The 21636-nt window shown below is 72.3% G+C and carries 24 protein-coding genes; 15 read left to right on the top strand and 9 right to left on the bottom strand.

Features of this window, described 5'->3' with window-relative positions:
• Nucleotides 1-228: 228 nt before the first annotated feature.
• From PZB77_RS29180 to PZB77_RS29200, 5 genes are all read right to left on the bottom strand, one after another.
• Nucleotides 229-837: a hypothetical protein gene (locus PZB77_RS29180; protein ID WP_275495621.1), complete on the bottom strand. Its 609-nt coding sequence runs from the start codon at nt 835-837 to the stop codon at nt 229-231.
• A 133-nt stretch (nt 838-970) separates the two neighbouring features.
• On the bottom strand, nt 971-1795 hold the full coding sequence (locus PZB77_RS29185; RefSeq protein WP_275495622.1) for an MOSC N-terminal beta barrel domain-containing protein: 825 nt from the start codon (nt 1793-1795) through the stop codon (nt 971-973).
• 78 nt (nt 1796-1873) lie between these two features.
• Nucleotides 1874-2416, bottom strand: a complete 543-nt coding sequence (locus tag PZB77_RS29190; RefSeq protein WP_275495623.1) for a DUF6643 family protein — start codon at nt 2414-2416, stop codon at nt 1874-1876.
• Between the two features lie 236 nt (nt 2417-2652).
• Complete coding sequence (locus PZB77_RS29195; RefSeq protein ID WP_275496266.1) at nt 2653-3027, bottom strand: CrcB family protein; 375 nt, start codon at nt 3025-3027, stop codon at nt 2653-2655.
• A complete protein-coding gene (locus tag PZB77_RS29200; RefSeq protein WP_275495624.1) occupies nt 3027-3521 on the bottom strand; it encodes a CrcB family protein in 495 nt (164 codons plus the stop codon). The genes PZB77_RS29195 and PZB77_RS29200 overlap by 1 nt, the downstream gene beginning before the upstream one ends.
• Nucleotides 3522-3730: 209 nt before the next feature.
• Between PZB77_RS29200 and PZB77_RS29205 the strand changes: the two genes are divergently transcribed.
• The 9 genes from PZB77_RS29205 to PZB77_RS29245 all read left to right on the top strand — a co-directional run bounded on the left by PZB77_RS29205 (nt 3731) and on the right by PZB77_RS29245 (nt 12169).
• Nucleotides 3731-4693, top strand: coding sequence for an urea transporter (locus tag PZB77_RS29205; protein ID WP_275495625.1), 963 nt, complete (start codon nt 3731-3733; stop codon nt 4691-4693).
• 58 nt (nt 4694-4751) lie between these two features.
• On the top strand, nt 4752-5057 hold the full coding sequence (locus tag PZB77_RS29210) for an urease subunit gamma (protein WP_275495626.1): 306 nt from the start codon (nt 4752-4754) through the stop codon (nt 5055-5057).
• Complete coding sequence (locus PZB77_RS29215) at nt 5054-6115, top strand: cobalamin biosynthesis protein CbiX (protein ID WP_343299888.1); 1062 nt, start codon at nt 5054-5056, stop codon at nt 6113-6115. The genes PZB77_RS29210 and PZB77_RS29215 overlap by 4 nt, the downstream gene beginning before the upstream one ends.
• The gene (locus PZB77_RS29220; RefSeq protein ID WP_275495627.1) at nt 6112-6627 is read left to right on the top strand and encodes an urease subunit beta; all 516 of its coding nucleotides are present in this window, start codon (nt 6112-6114) and stop codon (nt 6625-6627) included. The genes PZB77_RS29215 and PZB77_RS29220 overlap by 4 nt, the downstream gene beginning before the upstream one ends.
• A complete protein-coding gene (gene ureC / locus PZB77_RS29225; protein ID WP_275495628.1) occupies nt 6627-8351 on the top strand; it encodes an urease subunit alpha in 1725 nt (574 codons plus the stop codon). The genes PZB77_RS29220 and ureC overlap by 1 nt, the downstream gene beginning before the upstream one ends.
• A 38-nt stretch (nt 8352-8389) precedes the next feature.
• Nucleotides 8390-9106 (top strand): urease accessory UreF family protein, encoded by a 717-nt coding sequence (locus tag PZB77_RS29230; protein WP_275496268.1) that lies wholly within the window; start codon nt 8390-8392, stop codon nt 9104-9106.
• Nucleotides 9107-9128: 22 nt separating this feature from the next.
• Entirely contained in the window at nt 9129-9749 is a 621-nt protein-coding gene (ureG, locus tag PZB77_RS29235; protein ID WP_275495629.1) for an urease accessory protein UreG, read from the top strand.
• 1 nt (nt 9750) lies between these two features.
• The gene (locus PZB77_RS29240) at nt 9751-10710 is read left to right on the top strand and encodes an urease accessory protein UreD (protein ID WP_275495630.1); all 960 of its coding nucleotides are present in this window, start codon (nt 9751-9753) and stop codon (nt 10708-10710) included.
• Nucleotides 10711-10819: 109 nt separating this feature from the next.
• Complete coding sequence (locus PZB77_RS29245) at nt 10820-12169, top strand: ammonium transporter (RefSeq protein ID WP_275495631.1); 1350 nt, start codon at nt 10820-10822, stop codon at nt 12167-12169.
• A 24-nt stretch (nt 12170-12193) separates the two neighbouring features.
• Here the strand turns inward: PZB77_RS29245 and PZB77_RS29250 are convergent, their stop codons facing one another.
• Complete coding sequence (locus tag PZB77_RS29250; protein WP_275495632.1) at nt 12194-13375, bottom strand: glycosyltransferase; 1182 nt, start codon at nt 13373-13375, stop codon at nt 12194-12196.
• A 57-nt stretch (nt 13376-13432) separates the two neighbouring features.
• On the opposite strand from PZB77_RS29250, the gene PZB77_RS29255 reads away from it, so the two are divergent.
• The 4 genes from PZB77_RS29255 (at nt 13433) to PZB77_RS29270 (ending at nt 17030) form a co-directional block, all read left to right on the top strand.
• A complete protein-coding gene (locus tag PZB77_RS29255) occupies nt 13433-14218 on the top strand; it encodes an aspartate/glutamate racemase family protein (RefSeq protein WP_275495633.1) in 786 nt (261 codons plus the stop codon).
• Nucleotides 14219-14288: 70 nt separating this feature from the next.
• Complete coding sequence (locus PZB77_RS29260) at nt 14289-14852, top strand: hypothetical protein (RefSeq protein ID WP_275495634.1); 564 nt, start codon at nt 14289-14291, stop codon at nt 14850-14852.
• A gap of 79 nt (nt 14853-14931) precedes the next feature.
• Nucleotides 14932-16521: an apolipoprotein N-acyltransferase gene (lnt, locus tag PZB77_RS29265; protein ID WP_275495635.1), complete on the top strand. Its 1590-nt coding sequence runs from the start codon at nt 14932-14934 to the stop codon at nt 16519-16521.
• A gap of 20 nt (nt 16522-16541) precedes the next feature.
• A complete protein-coding gene (locus PZB77_RS29270; RefSeq protein ID WP_275495636.1) occupies nt 16542-17030 on the top strand; it encodes an NUDIX domain-containing protein in 489 nt (162 codons plus the stop codon).
• 18 nt (nt 17031-17048) lie between these two features.
• Here PZB77_RS29270 and PZB77_RS29275 read toward each other — a convergent pair whose 3' ends face one another.
• Nucleotides 17049-18122, bottom strand: a complete 1074-nt coding sequence (locus PZB77_RS29275) for a glycosyl hydrolase (protein ID WP_275496269.1) — start codon at nt 18120-18122, stop codon at nt 17049-17051.
• 122 nt (nt 18123-18244) lie between these two features.
• Nucleotides 18245-19531, bottom strand: coding sequence for a cytochrome P450 (locus tag PZB77_RS29280; protein ID WP_275495637.1), 1287 nt, complete (start codon nt 19529-19531; stop codon nt 18245-18247).
• A gap of 298 nt (nt 19532-19829) precedes the next feature.
• Here PZB77_RS29280 and PZB77_RS29285 point away from each other — a divergent pair, with 298 nt between their 5' ends.
• The gene (locus PZB77_RS29285; RefSeq protein WP_275495638.1) at nt 19830-20327 is read left to right on the top strand and encodes a tyrosinase family oxidase copper chaperone; all 498 of its coding nucleotides are present in this window, start codon (nt 19830-19832) and stop codon (nt 20325-20327) included.
• Nucleotides 20302-21162 carry a tyrosinase family protein gene (locus PZB77_RS29290; protein ID WP_275495639.1) on the top strand — a complete coding sequence of 287 codons (861 nt, stop codon included), beginning with the start codon at nt 20302-20304 and terminating at the stop codon, nt 21160-21162. Before PZB77_RS29285 ends, PZB77_RS29290 begins: the two co-directional genes overlap by 26 nt.
• A gap of 77 nt (nt 21163-21239) precedes the next feature.
• Here PZB77_RS29290 and PZB77_RS29295 read toward each other — a convergent pair whose 3' ends face one another.
• On the bottom strand, nt 21240-21524 hold the full coding sequence (locus tag PZB77_RS29295; RefSeq protein WP_275495640.1) for a chaplin: 285 nt from the start codon (nt 21522-21524) through the stop codon (nt 21240-21242).
• Between the last annotated feature and the right edge of the window lie 112 nt (nt 21525-21636).

The raw sequence follows: 21636 nt of genomic DNA on the forward strand, positions 1-21636 counted from the left end.
CACCTCGTGCCGTGTGCGATCCCTCGTGCCCGTACACACCGTCGTGCGACCGCGCGGTGCCGTCGGCCTTCCGACGACGGCGGGGCGGATCCGCCCCGCCGAGGGGAAGGGCGGGCCGGACCACCGTAGCGCGCGCGGAGGGCGGGAGTTGACGACTCCGGCCCCGGGCCCGCCGGCGTGCGGCCGCGGACCCGGGCGTCGGACCGGCCCGGACGGCGATCCGGGCGTTCACGAGCCCGTTCCGGTTCTTCCCCAGTCCGGGCCCACCGACGCCCAGGCCCGGTCCAGCCGTGCGTGCCGCCGCCGCACCATGGAACGCAAGGCGGTCCGCCGCGCCGTCTCCACGGCTCCGGCCGCCAGCAGGAACGCCCCCGCCCCGGCCAGGCTCGCGTGGATGCGCGCGGTGATCAGGTCCATCGGGCGCGGGGCGACGGCACCCCGGTCGTCGGTCCATATCCTCACCCGCTCGCCCGGCTCCGTCAGGCGCGCGCCGACCGGGACCGTGCCGTGCCGTTCACCGCCGTCCGGCGCCCTCCACGTCGCCGTCACGGCCTGCCCGGTCGCGGGTCCCGCACCCCTGCCGGGATCACCCGCGGGCGCCTCCGCGCGCGGGGACACACTCAGCACCACCGCGCTCGTCTCCCGGCGGTGCGCGTGCTGCTCCCGGATCAGGTCGCGCAGGGCGGAGTCGGTGAGCAGACCGCAGAGGCAGCCCGCGGCCGGCGCGAGGAGAACCACGAGGAGGAGGGCCCCCAGCGCCAGCCACGCCTCATGCCGGTCCGTGGCGCGGCGCAGCGCGTTGCGCCGCCAGCGCCAGACCCCCGAGACCGTACGCACCGCCCCCGCCCCCTCGTCTCTTCGCCGGTGTGCCGCCGACAGCACCCGGACGTGCTCGGGGGAGTGCGGTCAGCGGCCCCACCACTCTCTTGGCCCCCGTGCACCCCGGCCGTCCCCGTCGGCCGCGCGGGATTCACTCCAGAACGCGCACCGGGTCCCCGACCCGGATGGTCCCGGTGCCCTCGGGTACGAGGTTCTGGCCGAAGATCAGTTTCGTCCCCGCCCTGCGGTGCCGGGCGAGGGTGCGCAGCGGCTCCCTGCCCCGTTCGCCCGTCGACTGGTCGGTGGTGGTGACCACGCACCTGCCGCACGGCTTCGCGACACGGAAGGCGACCTCCCCGATCGCGATGCGCCGCCAGCCGTCCTCCTCCCAGGGGCCGACGCCGTCGACCACGGCGTTGGGGCGGAAGCGGTCCATCGGCAGCGGGCCTTCCTCACGGTGGTCGCCGCCCGCGATCAGTGCGTTGAGGGCGTCCAGCGAGGCGACCGTGGTCACCAGCAGCGGGTAACCGTCCGCAAGGCTCACGGTCTCGCCCGGCCGCGCGTACGCCGGGTCGAGGGGCCTGCGGTAGGACGGCGCGTCCTGATGGACGAGCCGGACCTGCGCACCGAGGAGCCCGCGCAGCCACGCGTGGGCGGCCGGCTCCGCCTCCACCACCTCGGACTTCTTCCCGAACAGCTCGACCACCACGGTGTCCGCCCGCTCCGGTGGCGCCACCCTCAGCGGTTCCCGGCCGGGGGCGGAGAGCTCCACTCCGCCGTCACCCGCGGGCCGTGCGGAGATCCCCGTCAGGCGGGGCTCCTGACGCTGCGTGAGCGCCGTGCCCGCGTCGTCCACCACCATCCAACGACGGTCGCCGGCGAGTCCCCACGGCTCGACGACGGCCTCGTCGACGGTCAGAGCGGCCAGCGACTTGACGGGGTGGACATGGAGGGAGCGCAGAACGGGAAGGTCCATCCGCTCATTTTGTCAGCATGCCCGGCGTCCCCGTCACCCGCCCGCACATACGGCCGAAGTCGTACCTCCGGCCGCTGGTCAGTACCCCCGGCTCTGGTACGGCCGGTCGTACGGCTCCTCATAGGGAGAGGGCGCCGGGGCGGGGCGGGGTGCGGCCGGACGCATCGCCTCGTAACCGCTGGGCGCGGGACGCGGCGGCTGCTGCTGATAGCCGCGCGCCGGGGCCTGCTGCGCCGGGAACCCGCGGGCGGGCGTCTGCTGTTGCGGGTATCCGCGGGGCGGGGCGGGCTGCTGCGGGATGTACGGCGCGGGGGCGTGCTGCAGCTGTGCGGGCTGCATCTGCGCGGGGCGCATCGGGGCCTGCGGCTGGTACGGCTGCGACATCGGCTGCTGTGGGTAGCCATAAGAGCCGGCGGGCTGGGAAGGAGCAGCGGGAAGGGCCGGCAGGGAGGACGGCAGCGCGGGGAGATAGCTGTTGCCGGTCTCGTAGGCGGCGGGCACTCGGATCGGTGCGATCTGAGGCGTGCCTCGCTCCGCGACCAGGGAGTCGTAGATCGGAGTGTCGGCGAACGACGGTGCGGCGTAGTAGCCGCTGCCGTAGCTGGAGCGGGGGGAGGTCATACCACCTAAGTTAAGCCCACGATGTGCTGGTTGGGGAGGCCGCCCAGAAGGTTGTTTCGCGAGTTGTGCGCCAGCTGTGTTCCCCAATGCGAGCGAACTTCTCATAAAGGGTCACCATGGGCTGTAGTGATCGTGTAAAGAGCGCTCCCCCGGGTGTCGTAAGGTCCTGCCGCGTCCCGGTTTGAGGACACGACAGGAACGGGGCGAAGGGCCCCGGAAGCGGCGCCGACCGCGCGTCAGAAGACCGCGTCGGCCACCGCCGCTCCGGCGAAGGACAGCCCGACACCCGCCCCCACGGTGAGCACCAGGTAGCCTCCCGCGGTCCCCAGCCGCCGGGCCGAGGTGAGCGTCAGCAGTTCGTACGAGAACGTCGACCAGGTCGACAGGGCGCCGCAGAAGCCGGTGGCGAGCAGGAGTTGGACCCGGGTCCCCAGGTCCCCGTCGGTCGCGGCGGCGGAGACGAAGCCCAGTACCAGTGCGGCCGGCGCGTTGGCGGCGAAGGTGCCCCACGGCAGGGCCGTGTGCAGGCGGTACTTGGCATCCACCCCGATCAGGTAACGCAGTGGCGCCCCCACCAGGCCGCCGGCGAGGACGAGCAGCCAGTCGACGATCACGCTTCCTCCGCGGGGTGGCCGGCGCGGCCTTCGTGACCGGGGTGGCCGCCCGTCCCGAGGAGCGCGTGGGTGGCCAGTGCGCCCACCGTGACGGCGGCCAGGGCGCCCACCACCGTCAGCACCAGGCAGCCGACCGCGTATCCGGGCCGTCCGTCGTCGAAGAGCTCCCGAACGTCGTCCGTGTAGTGCGAGAACGAGGTGAATCCGCCGAGCAGTCCGGTGCCCAGCAGAGGGCTCACCAGCCGGTGGGTGCCGGGAAACCTGAGCTTCACGGTGACCATCAGGACCCCTATGAGGAAGCACCCGACGACGTTGACCAGCAGGATCGTCCAGGGGAACGCCGTCGGGGCGTCGGGCCAGAGGCGTTCGGCCTCCCAGCGGGCGGCCGCCCCGGCGGCGCCACCGATCGCGACGGCTCCGACGACGGAGAGCTGGACCCCGGGATGGTGATCGGGGTGCGGAAAACGATGCAGGCGCATCTTCGTACTCATCCGCCGAGCCTATGGAGCCGCCGGCGCCTTCGGCGTGCGGGGCGCGCGCGTACACGGGGTTGCACCCGGCCGGGCGAGTATGAGGACGCCCGCAGCGAGATACAGCTACTTATATGCCTGTAATGGGAATTGAGTAGTTCCCTCCGCATGTCGCGCCGCGACGTGCCTTCGAGGGAGAGCGATCCGCTCTCCGTACCCGGGAGCATGCCTTGCCCCTCAACGAGCCGGACGCGGTCCGCCAGCTCGAACGCCGTCAGCCGAGCGCCTACCTGCTGGCGTCGGTGCGCGGATTCGGCCAGGTCGACCTGCAACCAAGTCTCTGGACCGGGGTCCTCATCCTCGCCGGACTCTGGGCGGCGGGGTGGCGCATCGGCCTCTTCGCCACCCTCGGCACCCTGATCTCCACCGCCGCCGCCTACGCAGTGCGCGCCGACCGCTCCGGCATCGCCCTCGGCCTCCAGGGCTACTGCGGATGCCTCACCGGCATCGCCCTGGTCACCTATCTGGGGCACCACCCCGCCACCTACGTCCTGACCGTCGTCGGCGCCCTCGTGTGCACCCTGCTGATGGCGGCTCTCGCCACCCTCCTGACACCCTTCGCGCTCTCCCCGCTCACCGCGCCCTTCTGCCTCGTCTCCGGCGTCATGGTGCTCGGCGCACCGTCGTTCGCCAGGATCTGGCACGGGGCGCCGAAGGGGGTGTCCAGCACCACGAGCGGGGACACCGGCATCACCTGGGACGACCTGTGGCACGCCTTCTTCACCAACGTGTCGCAGATCTTCCTGGTCGACGCGTGGTACGTGGGCCTGATCATGCTCGTCGGCCTCGCCTGCGCCGGCCTGCGCGTCGTCGCGTTCGCGGCCGCCGGCAGCGTGGTCGGCATCGTCGCGGCGTGGGCGCTGGGCGCCCCCACCTCGCTGATCGCCGAGGGCATCTACGGATACAACGCCGTCCTCGTCGCCATCGCCGTCGGCGCGGTCTTCCTCGCCCCCACCGTGTGGAACGGCGCCTTCGCGCTCTTCGGCGCGGCCGCCACCACCGGTCTGACGGCCTCGCTCACCTCGCTCTTCAAACCCTTCGGCGGCCACACCTTCACGTGGCCGTTCATCCTCACGACCTGGGTACTCATGGCCGCGGTTCCCCTGCTACCGCGCTTCCGCAAGAGCGGCTGAACCCGCCCGCGCCGTACCCCGGACCCCTCTCCGTCACGCACCCTGGAAGGTACCGACGATGAACCTCGCACCGCGCGAGATCGACAAACTGCTGGTGTACGTCGTGGCCGACCTGGCCCGCAAACGCCAGGGCCGTGGTCTCAAGCTCAACTACAGCGAGTCCGTGGCCCTGATCTCCGAGGCGATCCTGGAGGCGGCCCGGGACGGCAAGAGCGTCGCCGACTGCATGGAGCTCGGCCGTCACGTCGTGGGCGAGGCCGACACCATGCCCGGGGTGCGGGAGATGCTCGGCCTGCTGCAGATCGAGGCGTCGTTCGTGGACGGCACCAAGCTGGTGTCCTGTCACGACCCCATCGGCGGATGACCATGGTGTCCGACCACCGGGTGATCGCCGTCTGCGGCCACGAGGCCGGGTACGGAACGGCCCTGCGCGACCTCGAAGGCTCCGGCGTCACGGTCGTGTCCGACGGCCGCGAGCTGTACCGGGCCGTCGCCGGGACGGGACCGGGCGAGGAGCCCGTCTGCGTCGTGCCGATGACCCTGGGGCGGGACGCGCGGCTCGTCGCCGACACCGCCCGGACCCTCCGCGCGCTGCCGCCGGGCACCGGCCCCCGGGCCCTGCTCGCCGCACCCTTCGGTACGTCCCAGCACCTCGTCGCCTGGCTGCGCGCGGCGGCCGGCCGGGTGCCCGCCGGCTCCGCGCTGCTCGTCACCGCCCCCGCCGGCGACCCGTTCGACGACGCCGAGTTGCACCGGGTCACGGCCCTGGTCCGCCGGTACGGCAACCACCCCCTCGTCGAGGTCGCGTTCACCGGCGGCGACCCCGATCCGGCGGAGGGGGTCCGGCGCTGCCTCCTCCTCGGCGCGGACCGGGTGGTGGTCCTGTCGGCCGCCTTCGCCGTGCCGGACCCGGCGGCCCCCGTCGCACCGGATCTGCCCGGCATCCGCGTCGAGCACGCCGGCCCCCCGGTCTCCCGGACCGCGCTGGCGAGGATCCTCGCCGAACGGGCCGTCGACGCCCGACGCCGCTGGTCCGAGCGGAACGACGACGGAATCTCCGCCGGGCTCTCCGCGGCCGACGACCACGGACACGGCCACACCCACCCCCCGGGCGAGGGCCACGACCACGACGGCCACAGCCACTCCCCGGGCGAGGGCCACGACCACGACGGTCACAGCCACCGGCACAGCCATCCTTCGGGCGAGGAGCACGACCACGCCCACGAGCACCCCGGTCACGGTCACACCCACCCCCCGGGTGAGGACCACGCCCACGACCACGGCCACCCGCACGACCACCACGGCCACCCGCGCGACCACGACCGCCACCGGCCCGAATCCGGCCACCACCACGGCCCCTCGCATCCGCACCCCGGCACGACCGCCGACGGCGCGGCCCGACCCGTCAGGAGCTCCGCATGACGTTCCGCCAGAAGTACCTCTACGGCGAGGACCCCGTCGAGATCAACGCGGGGCGCCGGACGGTCAAGCTGACCGTCAGCAACACCGGCGACCGCGCGATCCAGATCGGCTCGCACTACCACTTCTTCGAGGTCAACTCGGCGCTGTCGTTCGACCGGCAGAAGGCGCTCGGCATGCACCTCAACATCCCCGCCGGCACCTCCGTGCGCGTCGAGCCGGGCGGCACCCGCGAGGTGGAGCTCTGCACCTACGCCGGGACGGGCCGCCTCGTCGGCTTCAGCGGGCTGCTCAACGGCAGCCTCGCCTCCCACCCCGCCCGGGTCGAAGCGGTACGCAAGGCCATCGAGCGCGGATTCGAGGGAGCCGGCCCCCGCCGCACCTGGGCCGACGACAGCGAGACGCGGTCCAAGGCGACACCGCGGGGCGGCGGCGCCGCGCCGTCCACCGAGAAGGGCGGCCAGGCGGCCGACAAGCAGGCCAAGTCCAAATCCAAGAAGAAGGGTTCACGCTGATGCCCATCCTGCCGCGCAAGCAGTACACCGACATGTTCGGCCCCACCGTCGGTGACCGCTTCCACCTCGCCGACACCAACCTCGTCGTCGAGGTCGAGAAGGACTTCAGCGAGGGCCAGTACGGCGACGAGGTCCTCTACGGCGGTGGCAAGACCATGCGCGACGGCATGGCCTCCGACCCGCAGGCCACCAGCGCCCAGGGCGCGCTGGACACCGTCATCACCAACGTCGTCCTCATCGACCCCGTCGTCGGCGTGGTCAAGTGCGACATCGGCATCAAGAACGGGCTCATCGCGGGCATCGGCAAGTCCGGCAACCCGCAGACCCAGAACAACGTGCACCCCGACCTCATCATCGGCCCCGGCACCGAAGCCATCGCCGGCGAGCACCTCATCGCCACCGCCGGAGCCATCGACACCCACGTCCACCTGATCGCCCCTCAGCAGGCGGAACAGGCACTCACCAACGGCATCACCACCCTCATCGGCGGCGGCACCGGACCTTCCGACGGCACCAACGGCACCACCTGCACCCCGGGTCCGTACAACATCGCCCGGTTCCTGCAGGCGGCGGAGACCTTCCCGGTCAACCTCGGCATCATGGCCAAGGGGAACGGCAGCCTGCCGGAGGCGCTCAACGAGCAGATCGTGGCCGGAGCCTGCGCCCTCAAGGTGCACGAGGACTGGGGCGCGACCCCGGCCGTCATCGACAACGCCCTCAGCGTCGCCGACCAGCACGACGTCCAGGTCGCCATCCACACCGACAGCCTCAACGAGAGCGGATTCTTCGAGGACACCCGCTCCGCGATCGACGGCCGCACCATCCACACCTTCCACAGCGAGGGCGCGGGCGGCGGCCACGCCCCCGACATCATGCGTGTGGCGGGCGAGCCGAACGTACTGCCCTCCTCCACCAACCCGACGCTGCCGTACACCAAGAACTCGGTGGACGAACTGCTCGACATGGTCATGGTCTGCCACCACCTCAGCCACGACATCCCCGAGGACGTCTCCTTCGCCGACAGCCGGGTCCGCGCCGAGACGATCGCCGCCGAGTCGGTCCTGCACGACCTCGGCGTGATCAGCATGTTCTCCTCGGACTCGCAGGCGATGGGCCGGGTGGGGGAGTCCGTCACCCGGGCGTTCCAGACCGCCCACCACTGCAAGGACAAGCTGGGCACGCTGGAGGGCGACTCCGCCCGCAACGACAACCAGCGGGTGCTGCGCTACCTGGCCAAGGTCACCATCAATCCGGCCATCGCCACCGGCATCTCCGACCACATCGGTTCGATCGAGAAGGGCAAGCTCGCCGACATCGTGCTCTGGCCCATCCACTCCTTCGGCGCCAAGCCGAAGATGGTGATCAAGGGCGGCATCATCTCCTGGGCGCAGATGGGCGACCCCAACGCCTCGCTGCCCACGCCGCAGCCGGTGATCTACCGCCCCATGTTCGGGCAGTACGGCAAGGCGTTGCAGGCGACGCACGCCACCTTCATGTCGCAGGCCGGCATCGCCGCCGGAGTCCCCGCCGAGCTGGGGCTGGAACGCCTGATCCTGCCGGTGAGCCGGACGCGGACGATCGGCAAGCACAACATGATCCGCAACGACGCCCTGCCGGACATCAAGGTGGACCCGGAGACCTTCAAGGTCACGCTCAACGGCAAGGTCGCCACCATCGACCCCGCCCAGGAACTCCCCCTCAACCACCTGTTCTTCCTGGTCTAGGGCGACGCGTGTACCAGGAAGAGGGCGACCCCGCCCCGATGACGGGGGCGGGGCCCGCGGGCGGCACCCAAGGGCTCGGAATGCTGCTGGTCAGCCTCCAGCTGACCGACTCGGCGTTCCCGAGCGGCTTCTACACGCTCTCGCACAGCCTGGAGGGGTACGCGCAGGCCGGGGCGGTCGACGCCGACAGCCTGCCGTCCCTCCTGGCGGACCTGCTGCTGCACGCCGTGGGTCCCGCCGACGCCACCGCGCTCGCACTCGCCCACCGGGCGACGTGTGCGGGCGACCCGGAGGCCGTCGTCGGGATCGACGAGCACCTGTTCGCCACCAAGCTCGGACGGGAGATGCGCCAGGCCGCCACCCGGACCGGTCGGCAGCTCCTCGACCTCGGGCAGGAGGTCTTCGACCGTCCCCAGATCGGCGACTACTTCGGCCGTGTCGTACGCCGGGAAGCTCCCGGCACGCAGGCGGTGGCCGCCGGCGTCATCTACGCGGCGACCGGCGTGCCGGTCCGCCAGGCCGTCGCCTCGGACCTCTTCGCGTTCTGCGCGAGCTTCGCGGGTGCGGCCCTGCGCCTGCGGCTCACCGACCACCGCAGGGCCCAGACCCTGCTGTGGGGCGTCGCTCCCGTCATCGGGACCGCCGTCGAGGCCGCGCTGCGCCGCGAACTCGCCGACGTCGGCGCCTCCGCCTTCGCCTCGGACGTCATGTCCGGCCGCCACGAACGGGCCGAGGCCCGGCTCTTCGCCAGCTGACCCCACCACTCACGGAGCACCCATGGACGACAACGTACTGCGCGTCGGAATCGGCGGACCGGTCGGTTCCGGCAAGACCGCCCTCATCGAGGCACTCGTACCCCTGCTGATCGAGCGGGGCCGTCGCCCCGCCGTCATCACCAACGACATCTACACCCAGGAGGACGCCCAGCACGTCCGCCGCACCCTCGCCGGGGTGCTGGACCCGGAGCGGGTCGTCGGCGTGGAGACGGGTGCCTGCCCGCACACCGCCGTACGGGACGACCCCACCATGAACCTCGCCGCCGGCGCCGAGATGCTGGAGCGCTTCCCCGACACCGACACGCTGCTGTACGAGTCCGGCGGCGACAACCTCACCCTCACCTTCAGCCCGGCGCTCGTGGACCTCTTCCTCTTCGTGCTCGACACCGCCGAGGGCGAGAAGATGCCGCGCAAGCGGGGACCGGGCATCACCGAATGCGACCTCCTCGTGATCAACAAGATCGACATCGCGCAGTACGTACGCACCGACATCGGCGTCATGGAGTCGGACGCCCACCGGGTCCGTGACAACCGCCCGGTCGTCCTCACCGACTGTCTGACCGGCGTGGGCATCGACGACATCGCGCTCTACCTGGAATCGCGCCGCAAGGTCCTGATCTGACGTGCGGTCCACTCCGCCCGCCCCCGGAACCGACCGGCTGACCCCCGCGTACTACGCCGCGGTCCGCGTCCCCCCGGACGTCGAGGCCCTGGCGTCGGTACCCGACACCCTCGCCGCGGGCTCCCCGGCCAAGGTGGGCGTGCTCGACCTCGCCTTCGAGGTGCGGGGCGGGCGGACCGAACTCGTCGAGCGCTACCAGAAGTCGCCCCTGCAGATCATGCGCCCGCTGTGGATCGACCCCGCCATGCCCGGCATGAGCCACGTCTACCTGATGGCCACCGGTGGCGGGGTCGCCCAGGCCGACCGCTACCGGACGGACTTCCGGTGCGGGCCCGGCACCCAGGTGCACCTGACCACCCAGGCGGCCACCAAGGTCTTCCGGATGGAGCACGACTTCGCGAGCCAGCGGGTGCACCTGACGGCGGAGGAGGGAAGCTACGTCGAGTACCTGCCGGACCCGCTGATCCTGTTCAAGGACGCACGGTTCTATCAGCGCACCGAGGTCACGGTCGCGCCCGGCGCGACCGTGGTGCTCGGCGACACCCTCACCGCCGGGCGGCTCGCCCGCGGCGAGCGCCACGACTACCGCGTACTCGCCACCGACCTGCGGTTCGCCCGCCCTGACGGCACCCTCCTCGCCGTCGACACCGTGCGCCTGACCCCGGGCGGACCCGGCGGGGGAGTGGTGGGTCCGGGGGTGTTCGCCGGGTACGACCACGCCGCCTCGGTCTTCGTCGTCACCGACCGGGTCCCGGCCACGGAGGTGGCCGACACGCTGCACGCCGCGCTGGCCGGTTCCGGCGTTCTCTTCGGGGTCAGCACACTGCCCGGGGAGTGCGGCGCCTGGGTCCGGTTCCTGGACGACAGCCCCGTCCGGGTCGCCGCCGCCCACGACGCCGTCCGCCACGCGGTGCACCTGCTGCTCACCGGCCATCACGCTCCGGACCTGCGCAAACCGTAGTCCGTCTCCGGCCGTTCACGCCGAGCGGACGCACATGGCCCACCCGGCTCGGTCCGCCCCTCCGCCACTGCCCCCATCAAGCCGCCCCCACCCCCCGAGGTGCTTGCCGATGAACACCGCTCCCGCGCCGATGCCGCCCGCGTACGACTCCGGCGACACCGCCTGGCTGCTCGCAGCCACCGCCATGGTGCTGCTGATGACGCCCGGACTGGCGTTCTTCTACGGCGGCATGGTGCGCACCAAGCACGTGCTGATGATGGTCAAGATGAGCTTCGCCGCGCTCGCCTTCGGCACGCTCCTCTGGTGGGCCATCGGGTACACCCTCGCGTTCGGCCCCGACGTCGGGGGCGCCGGCGTGATCGGCGGCCTCGACCACGTCTTCATGCGGGGCATCGAGCTGACCACCCTGTCCGGGCACATCCCGACGTACGTCTACAGCACCTTCCAGATGGGTTTCGCCATCATCACGGTGGCTCTGATCAGCGGATCCATCGCCGACCGCGCCACCATGAAGGGCTGGCTCGTCTTCGTCGTGCTGTGGCTCCTGATCGTGTACGTTCCGCTCGCCCACTGGGTGTTCGACACCGACGGCTGGATCGTGAAGCACCTCGGCGCACTCGACTTCGCCGGCGGCCTGCCCGTCGAGCTCAACTCCGGTGTCGCCGGCCTCGCCGTCGCCCTGGTGCTGCGGGCGCCGCCCGACTTCGCCCGCCGCGAGGAACGGCCCAACAACATCCCGCTCGTCGTGATCGGTGTCGGCCTCCTGTGGTTCGGCTGGTTCGGCTTCAACTCCGGCTCCGCGCTGAGCGACCAGGGCACGGCGTCGGCGGCCTTCATCAACACCCAGCTCGGTGCCGCCGGTGCCATGGTCACCTGGCCGCTGGTGGAGAAGTGGCGCACCGGCAGGGTCACCACCATGGGAGTCGTCTCCTCGGCCGTCGCCGGCATGGTCGCCATCACCCCCGCCTGCGGCGAGATCAACACCCTCGGCGCGGTCATCACCGGACTCGTGGTGGGCGCCGTCTGCGCCTTCGCCATCACGCTGAAGTACAAGTTCGGCGTGGACGACACCCTGGACGTGGTCGGCGTGCACGGCGTCGGCGGTCTGATCGGCCTGATCATGGTCGGCCTCTTCGCCACCGCCCGGATCAGCGGCAAGGAAGGGCTCTTCTACGGCGGAGGGTGGGGACTCCTGGGCAAGCAGGTCCTCGCCATCCTCGCCGTGATCGCGTTCTCGTTCGTCCTCACCTGGCTCATCGCGAAGGTGGTCGACCTGACCGTCGGCTTCCGCGACAAGGGGGAGTACGAGGGGGTGCCCGGGGAGGAGCAGGAGCGCGCGTACGACTTCCAGACCGCCGAACGCCTCGGCGCCCTGGTCTCCGGCAAGCCCGTGAACAGCGACGGCGAACTCGTCAAGCAGATCACCGCGCTGCTGCGCGCCCGGGAGGACTCCAAGTGACCCCGGCGCCCGGACCCATCCCGCTCACGGCTCCGGAGCCGGCTCGGGCCGGGGGTAGGTGCGCCCCTTCCAGGCCGCGCCCCGCCCCCGGTAGTGCCGCACCGCCGAGTCGACCGTCATCAGGAGGTAGAGCGAGGCCGTGAAGGGGAGCAGCGGAGCGAGCCAGAGCGACTGGCGGTAGTACGTCAGCATCGGCAGGTACGTCCCCGTCATCACCGCCCAGGCCAGGCCGCCCGCCCACCCGGCGACCGCATCGCCCGCGACCGCCCCGGCCACCAGCGTCACCGGCGGGGCGAGATAGACGAGAGCGAGCCCCGGCACCGTCCCCGCCAGCAGCAGCGGACTGTGCCGCAGCTGCGCGTACGCGCTGCGCGAGACCATCCGCCACAGCTCCCCGAGCCCCGGGTAGGGGCGGACACTGTCCACCCGCTCGGCCAGCCCCAGCCAGATCCGCCCCCCGGTCCGCTTGACCGCCCGTGCCAGCGAGACGTCGTCGATCACCGCCTGCCGGATGGACTCCGGAACGCCCGCCCGCACCGCCGCCCCCGTGCGCAGCAGCACACAGCCCCCGGCGGCCGCCGCGGTCCGGGATCCGGTGCGGTTCACCCTGCGGAAGGGGAAGAGCTGCCCGAAGAAGTAGACGAAGGCCGGCACCACGAGCCGCTCCCAGAAGCTCTCCACCCGCAACCGCGCCATCTGGGAGACCAGGTCGTAGCCGTCCGGCCCCGCGGGCCCGGCCGCCGCCACCAGCTCCCGCAGGCTGTCGGGCTCGTGGGCGATGTCCGCGTCGGTCAGCAGCAGGAACTCGGGGTCGTCCCGCCGGGCCACCGCGATCCCGTGCCGCACGGCCCACAGCTTGCCCGTCCACCCCGGCTCCGGCTCACCGGGATCGACGACCCGCAGGACGGGGCCGCCGCAGCGCCGTCCCAGCTCCCGCGCCAGCTCCCCGGTCCCGTCCGTACTGCCGTCGTCGACGAGCACGACCACGAGCTTGCCCGGGTAGTCCTGTGCCAGCAGCGAGGGAAGGCTCACCGGCAGCATCCGCGCCTCGTCCCGGGCCGGCACGACGACGGCGACCGAGGGCCAGCGCGCCGGCAGGGACCTCAGGGGCAACCGCTGGTCCGTGACCCAGAAGAACCCCTGGCCGAGCAGGAGCCACACCCACGCGACCAGCGAACCCACGGCGATCCAGGCAACGGCGCTCATCCGCCGAGTCTGCCCCACCGAGGCCGGCTCCGGAGGGGGGTGGCATAAGGTGACCGGGTGAAGATCGCGCTCATGGACTCAGGAATCGGCCTGCTGGCCGCCGCGGCCGAGATGCGCCGACTGCGCCCCGACGCCGATCTGGTGCTCTCCTCCGACCCCGGCACCATGCCCTGGGGACCGCGCGGGCCCGAGACCATCGTCACCCTCGCGCTCGCCGTGGCCCGGGCCGCTGCGGAGCTCCGCCCGGACGCGCTGATCGTCGCCTGCAACACGGCGTCCGTGCACGCGCTGCCCGCCCTCCGCGCGGCACTCGAACCCGGTCTGCCGGTCATCGGCACCGTACCGGCGATCAAACCGGCGGCCGCGAGCGGTGCTCCGATCGCCATCTGGGCGACTCCGGCCACCACCGGCAGCCCTTACCAGCGAGGGCTCATCAACGAGTTCGCGGACGGCGTGGACGTCACCGAGGTGCCTTGCCCCGGACTGGCCGACGCGATCCAGTACGCCGACGAGGCCGCGATCGACCGGGCCGTGGCCGCCGCCGCCGCCCTCACCCCCGAGGGCGTCCGCACCGTGGTCCTCGGCTGCACCCACTACGAACTGGTCGCGGACCGGGTGGCCGCCGCCCTGCGGCGGCCGGGCCACCCTCCGGTCGTCCTGCACGGGTCCGCAGGCGCCGTCGCCGCGCAGGCGCTGCGCCGCTTCGGGGCGGAACCCGCTCCGTCGGCCGAACCGACCGGAACTCTCACCGTCCTGCTCGGCGGAGACGAGGCCCCCCTTCCGGAGGCCGCCCTGACCTACGCCGAGGGACGGCTCCTGCGGGGCGTGGGCGCCGTCCGCTGACCCCGCGGACCCCCCGATCGGCCCCGCGAGGGACACCGCGGGAGCACGGGGCATGGGTACGCTGCTGAGCATGACGGACCACCCCGGTCGTGCGGCGCACGGCTCGACCCAGGCCCCGTCCACCGTGTGGACCGGCAAGGCGACGAACCGCGCGCAGTGGCTGCTGGCCTTCGCGGGAGCGGGCTGCCTGGCCCTCGGCGTCCAGATCGCGCTGGAGTCCAACTGGACCTCGGGCGTCGCCCCCCTGGTGATGTCGGTGGTCGGCTGCGGCGCCGCCGGACTCCTGATGCTCTACGGCACCCTCGCCTTCGTCCACGTCGCGGTGAAGGTGGACGGCGACGCCCTGGAAGTCCGCTGCGGACACATGGGCCTGCCCCGCCGCCGCATCCTGCTCACCCACGTGGTGGGAGCCGAGTTCGTCCCCCGTGTCACCCCGCGCCAGTGGGGAGGGTGGGGCTACCGCTGGCGCCCCGAGCAGGGCACCGCCGTGGTGGTGCGCCGGGGCGAGGCGCTGCTGCTCCGGCTCGGCGACGGCCGCACGTTCACCGTCACCGTGGACAACGCCGAGGCCGCCGTACGGTTCATCCGCGACCGGCTCCGCCTCCCGGCGGGCGGCAAGACCTCCGGGGCCTGACGCCGCCGGAGCCCGTGCTCCGCGCGCCGGGCATCGACCGGCTGCCGGGCGCCCGGCCGGCCGCCGTAGACTCCCGCAGGTGAGCGCCACCATCACCTCCGTCGACGAACCGTCGCCCGTTCCCGCCTCCCGCCACCGCCGGCGGTGGTTCCGTCTGGCCAGACCGGCCGCCGCCGTGCTCTGCGGAGCGCTGCTGTACGTGAGCTTCCCGCCCCGGCCGCTGTGGTGGCTGGTGCTGCCGGCCTTCGCCCTGCTGGGCTGGGTCCTGCGCGGGCGCCGCCCGCGCGCCGCGTTCGGCCTGGGACTGCTGGCCGGGCTCGGCTTCATGCTGCCGCTGCTGCACTGGACCGGCGAGGACGTCGGCGCGGTGCCGTGGCTGGCGCTGGCCGTGGCCGAGGCGCTCTTCGTCGCGCTGGGCTGCGTCGGCATCGCGGCCGTGTCCCGGCTCGCGTACTGGCCCTTCTGGGCGGCGGCCGTCTGGACCCTGGACGAGGCGGTCCGGGCCCGCGTGCCGTTCGGCGGATTCCCCTGGGGCAAAATCGCCTTCGGGCAGGCCGAGAGCGTCTTCCTGCCGATCGCCGCGCTCGGCGGCACTCCGCTCCTCTCCTTCGCGGTGGTCCTCTGCGGTTTCGGCCTCTGCGAGGCGGTCCGGCGGATTCACGGGTACCGCGCGAGCGGCGAACTGCCGCGGGCGGCGACCGCGACGGCCGCGGCGGCGGTGCTCCTCCCCGTGGCGGCCGCCTTCGGCTCGCTCCCGCTGGTCGACAACGCGGCGGAGGACGGCACCGCGACCGTCGCCGCCATCCAGGGCAACGTCCCCCGTCTCGGCCTGGACTTCAACTCCCAGCGCCGCGCCGTGCTCGACAACCACGTCCGGGTCACCGAACAGCTCGCCGCCGACGTGAAGGCCGGTAAGGAACCGCAGCCCGACTTCGTCCTCTGGCCGGAGAACTCCTCCGACCTCGACCCCTACCGCAACCCCGACGCCCGCGAGGTCATCGACCGGGCCGTCGGGGCCATCGGGGTCCCCACGGTCGTCGGCGCGGTCGTCGAACCCGACACCGGCAAGCTCCGCAACACCCTGATCGAGTGGGATCCGGTGAAGGGCCCCATGGGCACGTACGACAAGCGGCACATCCAGCCGTTCGGCGAGTACATGCCGATGCGTTCGGTGGCCCGCGTCTTCAGCAAGGACGTCGACCGTGTCCAGCGCGAATTCGGCTCCGGCACCGAGGTCGGCGTCTTCGACCTGGCCGGCACCAGGGTCGGCCTGGTCACCTGCTACGAGGCCGCGTTCGACGACGCCGTCCGCGACACCGTGAAGGCCGGCGGCCAACTGATCGCCGTGCCGAGCAACAACGCCACGTTCGGCCGCAGCGAGATGACCTACCAGCAGCTCGCGATGTCCCAGGTGCGGGCGGTGGAGCACGGGCGCTCGGTGGTCGTGCCGGTCACCAGCGGAGTCAGCGCCATCATCCGCCCGGACGGAACGGTCGTGGAGAAGTCCGGGATGTTCACCCCCGCGGCTCTGGTGGACGAGGTTCCCCTGCGCTCCTCCCTGACCCCCGCCACCCGGCTGGGCGCGCTTCCCGAGGGGATCGTCTCCCTCGTCGCCGCCGCCGGTCTCGTCCTCGTCGCCGTCCGCTCCCGCGGGCGCCGCACCGTCTGAAGATTCCGTGAGGCACCCGCATGGCTACTCCCGACTTCATCCGTGAGATCAGGGCCACCGCAGGCCACCAGCTCCTCCTGCTTCCCGGGGTGAGCGCGGTCGTCTTCGACGAGCAGGGGCGGGTACTGCTCGGCAGGCGGGCCGACACCGGCAAGTGGTCGATCATCGGCGGCATCCCGGAACCCGGTGAGCAGCCCGCGCGGACCGCCGAGCGCGAGGTCCACGAGGAGACGGCCGTGCGCTGCGTGGCCGAACGGGTGGTGCTGACCGAGGCGCTCGAACCGGTGGAGTACCCCAACGGGGACCGCTGCCAGTACCTCGACGTCACCTTCCGGTGCCGGGCCGTCGGCGGCGAGCCGCGCGTCAACGACGACGAGTCGCTGGAGGTGGGCTGGTTCGACCTGGACGCGCTGCCGCCGCTGGCCGAGTTCGCCCGCTTCCGGATCAAGCAGTCGCTCACCGACGGCCCCACCTGGTTCCGGCCGGCCGGGAGCGACGATCTCGCCTGAGCGAGCCGTCGCCGTGGCTCAGAGCCGTGCGCAGATCCGCCGGCTCCGGCTCCAGTCGGTGAACCAGTCGCCCATCGAGACGGGGAAGCACCATTCGGTGGGAGCCGGCCCGGGGGAGAAGGACGCCGGGTCCGGGGCCGGACGGTTCTCGTCCCTCAGGAACGAGCGGTAGATCTTGGACGCCTCCGGATTGCGGTCGCACCGCCATACCCCGTGCGGGCAGTAGTCCGTGATCGTCTGGTAGACGGGCGGGTGCAGATCCATCCACGCGAGCATCCCGCGCATGTACTCGGCACTGTCGCCGTTGCGGAAGAGTCCCCACTCCGGGTACGAGATCGGCTTGCCGTGTTCGGCCGCGAAGTCCACGTGCTTCCGCAGCCCGTATTCGCCGTTCACCTGGTCGTCGAAGTTCTCGCCCGGCGGCTGGTCGTACGCGTCCATGCCGATGATGTCCACCACGTCGTCGCCGGGGTAGCACGCGGTCCACGGAACGGCGTCCCGTCCCCGGCTCGGCGCGAAGTCGAAGCGGAACCGCTGGCCCGGCACCGAGCGCATCGCGGTGACGATCCGCCGCCAGTACGCCTTCCAGGCCTCCGGATCGGGTCCGCAGCGGTGGGTGTAAGTGGTGCCGTTCATCTCCCAGCCGAGCACGATCACCGTGTCCGGCACACCCAGCCCGACCAGCCGCTCGGCGAGCTTGCGGAAGTGCCGGTCGTAGAGCCCCGCGGCGCCGGTCAGCAGACGCCTGCGCACCGCGAGGTCGGAGACCCGCTCCTCGTTGCGCTCCAGCATCGGCGTGTTGAGGACGAACATCCGGTCGGGATCAGCCTGTCGCCAGGCCGCCCACGCGTCCAGGAAGTCGACGGAGCCCTCGATGTTCACCCACAGGTCGCCGGGGAGGTAGCTGTGCCCGACGCGCAGTTCCTTCCCGCCGAGCCAACGCGACATCTCGGCGATGCGCTCCACGCCCTCGGGGCCGTAGTCCAGATACGCCCCGACCGCCGTGGAGCGCGGATCGGGGTGCGGTGCGGCACCGTCGGCCGAGCCGGCCTCCGTGACCCGGAACCCGGAAGCACCGCTGACGGCGAGCACGCCGGCCGCGAGGGTGCCCGCACAGAGATTGACGATTCGGCGACTACGGGACACGGCTGCTCCTGGAGGGTCGGCGGATCTCCGCCCGGCGGGCGGGCGGGGCACGGGCCCCCGTGCGGTGCCTACGGCGACGGGACGGGATCGAAGGACAGCGGCAGACCGAGGACCCGGTTGTCGAAGCTGGAATCCACCAGCTCCGGTTCTCCGAACGCCCGCGCGGTGTCGGTCCGCGTGAGGACCTCGGTGAAGAGGGCCCGCATCTCCAGGCGGGCCAGGTGCGCGCCGAGGCAGTGGTGCGGGCCGCCGCCTCCGTACCCCAGATGCGGATTGGGCGAGCGGGTGATGTCGAAGAGGTCCGGCTCCGCGAACACGGACGCGTCCCGGTTGCCGGAGGCGTAGAAGAGCACGGCCTTGTCACCTGGTCGGAACGTGCGGCCACCGAGTTCGTACGCGGTGGTCACCGTCCGGCGGAACTGGATGATCGGCGTCGAGTGCCGGACGATCTCCTCCACCGCCCCGTCGAGGTGCCCCGCGAGGTCGGACTCGAGCAACGCGCGCTGCTCGGGGAAGCGCGACAGCAGGGCCATCCCGTGCGCGAGGGCGTTCCTCGTCGTCTCGACCCCCGCGACCAGCAGCAGCGAGAAGAATGCGCCCAGTTCGCGGGCGTCGAGCGACTGCCCGTCCACGTCGGCGCGGACCAGGGCCGAGATCAGGTCGCCGGTGGGCCGTCGGCGGCGCTCGTACGCCAGCCGCGCCATCACCAGTTGCATCCGGGCGAGCGAGCGCAGCCCCCGGCCCGGCACCCGCACCCGGGCGAGTCCGCGCCGCTCCACTCCGACATGGCTCGACGCGTGGTCGATCTGGGTGGCGATCCACGGCCGGTACGTCCCCGGAACGCCCATCAGGTCGCAGATGACCTCGAAGGGCAGCCGGGCGGGGGCCGAGCGCATGAAGTCGGTTGACCGCTCGGCGACCGCCTCGTCCATGAGGCGGCGGGTGACCCGGGTGATGTTCTCCTCGGCCCGGGCGAGCAGGCGCGGGGTGAAGGCGCGGGAGACGATCCGGCGCAGTCCGGCGTGGTCGGCGCCGTCCAGGTTGACCATGGAGTTGCCGAAGAGGGCCTTGGCCCAGCGGGCGGGTTCCGGGACGGTGACCCCCGGCGCACTCGCGAAGACGCTCGGCTGCCGGCTCGCCGCCTTGATGTCGGCGTGCTTCACCAGCGCGTAGAAGGAGAGCCCTGCCTCACGGCCGCTACGGGCGGTGAAGCGCACCGGGGCGTCCAGCTCGCGCAGGAGCGCGAACGCCCGCAGCCGCTCGGTGCGCGGCAGGCGCCAGAACGCGGGGTCCGCCAGATCGACGTCCCTGGGACGCGTCGTACGCATACCGGGGGCCTGTCCCGGAACGCTCATGGGCACCACCTTCGGCAATCGGGCCTCCCATGCTGGCGCCCCCCTGCACAGCCGGGGCCCGACGTGGCCGCGAACCGTTCCGATTTCCCACGGTTGAGCGATTGGCCCCCGGCACGGCGAGCCGCTCCGCGCGAGAGAGCCGCGCACACCGTCTGATGGGCGGCGAAAGAAGCCGCGCCGACAAGCGCATGGACCGATGAGCACATCAGTACGACGGAACGCCAGCACGACGGAACGCCCGTACGACGGCTCGTCGGTATGACGATCGGCCGGTACGACACGAGAGAGGTGGGCGCACATGGGTTCGAGAACGCAGGTCGAAGGCGCGGGAGGTGAGGGGCGCGCCGCCACCCGCCGGGGCGTGCTGCGCGCCCTGTTCACGGTGGGCGCTGTCGCCGGTACCGGCGCCGCCTGGGGGCCGATCGTCGCGCCGGACCGGGACGCCGCGGCGCCCGCTGCGGCGCCGCGGCCCGGGGAGATCACCGAGACGTACCGGGGGAGGAGGATCCGGGTGCTCGCGGCGGCCGCCGCACCGGCCGCCGCCGGGCCGGGAATCCGGAGGGCGAGCGCCGCGTCCCACCCCGGGGTCAGCATCGACGGCGTGCCCCTGCACCTCATGCCACGGGCCGACGGGAGCTACCTCAGCGTGGTCACCCACTACGAGTCGCACCCCACCCCCCTCGCGGCCGCGCGCGCCGCGGTCGACGTCCTGGGCGCCGCCGGGCTGTCCGCCGCGCCCCACAGCATCTCTACCGAAGGACAGGTGGAAGGTGTACAGCCGAAAGAACCAGCGTGATCTCACCCGGACGGAACGGAAGAGGTTCGTCGACGCCGTGCTGACGCTCAAGCGCTCGGGGCGGTACGACGACTTCGTGGCGACGCACCGCGAGTTCTACGTCACCGACGGGGAGGACCGTCCCCGGGCGGCGCACATGACCCCGTCGTTCTTCCCCTGGCACCGCCAGTACCTGCTGGAGTTCGAGGGGGCCCTGCGCGCGATCGACCCCGCGGTCTCCGTGCCGTACTGGGACTGGACCCGCGACCGCTCGCCGCAGGGTCCCCCGTGGACGCCGGACTTCCTCGGCGGCAACGGGCGGGAGAGCGACCGGCAGGTCGTGACGGGCCCCTTCGCCTACCAGGAGGGAAACTGGCACCTCGGCAACGGTGTGACCGACCGGCCCTACCTCACCCGCGACTTCGGGAGGCCCGCCGATCCGGTGGCGCTGCCCACGGCGAAGGACGTGCGGGCGGCCCTGAGCGATCCGCTGTACGACGCCGAGCCGTGGAACAGCCTCAGCAGGACCGGCTTCCGCAACCGGGTGGAGGGGTGGAGCATCCGGGGAGTGCGGGCGATCGGCAACCACAACCAGGTGCACCGCTGGGTCGGCGGCGCGATGGCGGGGGCGGGATCTCCCGAGGACCCCGTCTTCTGGCTGCACCACGCGTTCCTCGACCGGCTCTGGGACCGCTGGCAGAAGGCGCACCCGGGATCCGGCTACCTGCCCGCCCGGGAGCTCGCGGACGACGATCCGCAGCGCGGCCGGGTCTTCGCCCGTAACGCCCCGCTGCCGCCCTGGGACGTGGCGCCGTCCCGGCTCCTCGACCACAGCCGCACCTACCGCTACGCCTGATCCCGCCGGACGCCACGGCGGCCGGTCTCCCCTCCGGGGATGAGGAGGGGAGACCGGCCGCCGTGTGCGTGGTCGGATCAGTGACCGTAGGCGTCCTCGTGGTGCAGCGGCTGCGGCTGGGCCGAACCGTTGACGCAGGTGTTGCCGAACGCCGGGTTCAGCAGACCCACGACGTTGATCGTGTTGCCGCAGACGTTGACCGGGACGTGCACGGGCACCTGGATGATGTTGCCCGAGATGACACCGGGAGAGCCCGCGGCGACGGCACCGGCACCGGCGTCGGCCGAGGCGAGTCCGGCGCCACCGGCGATGAGGGCACCGGTTCCCGCCAGGACAGCGGCGACCTTCGTGATACGCGACATCAAGAACTCCTAGGGACGAACGTGTTGTTGGGGAACTGCGGAACCCTGCGGCCCCGCACGGAGTGACAACGCGGGGATCGCCGGGCGGTAACGGATCATCGCCGAACTCGTG

The organism is Streptomyces sp. AM 2-1-1, assembly GCF_029167645.1.
Classification (GTDB): domain Bacteria; phylum Actinomycetota; class Actinomycetes; order Streptomycetales; family Streptomycetaceae; genus Streptomyces.